This is a genomic window from Citrobacter sp. Cpo032 (assembly GCF_030332975.1).
GTDB lineage: Bacteria > Pseudomonadota > Gammaproteobacteria > Enterobacterales > Enterobacteriaceae > Citrobacter > Citrobacter portucalensis.
The window spans coordinates 1-281 of sequence record NZ_JAOWGU010000007.1 but is presented as its reverse complement, the minus strand read 5'-3'; the positions used below and the strand labels follow the sequence as shown (position 1 = coordinate 281).

Annotated in this window: 1 tRNA gene and 1 rRNA gene; both read left to right on the top strand. The window is 54.8% G+C overall.

Annotated elements, in window-relative coordinates:
* Positions 1 to 86 precede the first annotated feature (86 nt).
* A tRNA-Thr gene (locus OGY33_RS00040) sits at positions 87 to 162 on the top strand.
* Between the two features lie 38 nt (positions 163 to 200).
* Positions 201 to 281 (top strand): 5S ribosomal RNA (gene rrf, locus OGY33_RS00035); the annotation flags it as partial.

Genomic DNA, 281 nt, shown 5'->3' with positions numbered 1-281 from the left:
CTCAGAAGTGAAACGCCGTAGCGCCGATGGTAGTGTGGGGTCTCCCCATGCGAGAGTAGGGAACTGCCAGGCATCAAATTTAGTGTGCTGATATGGCTCAGTTGGTAGAGCGCACCCTTGGTAAGGGTGAGGTCCCCAGTTCGACTCTGGGTATCAGCACCAGTTTTTCGGTTAAAGTTCGGCACTTAGAAAAGAATTTGTCTGGCGGCTGTAGCGCGGTGGTCCCACCTGACCCCATGCCGAACTCAGAAGTGAAACGCCGTAGCGCCGATGGTAGTGTG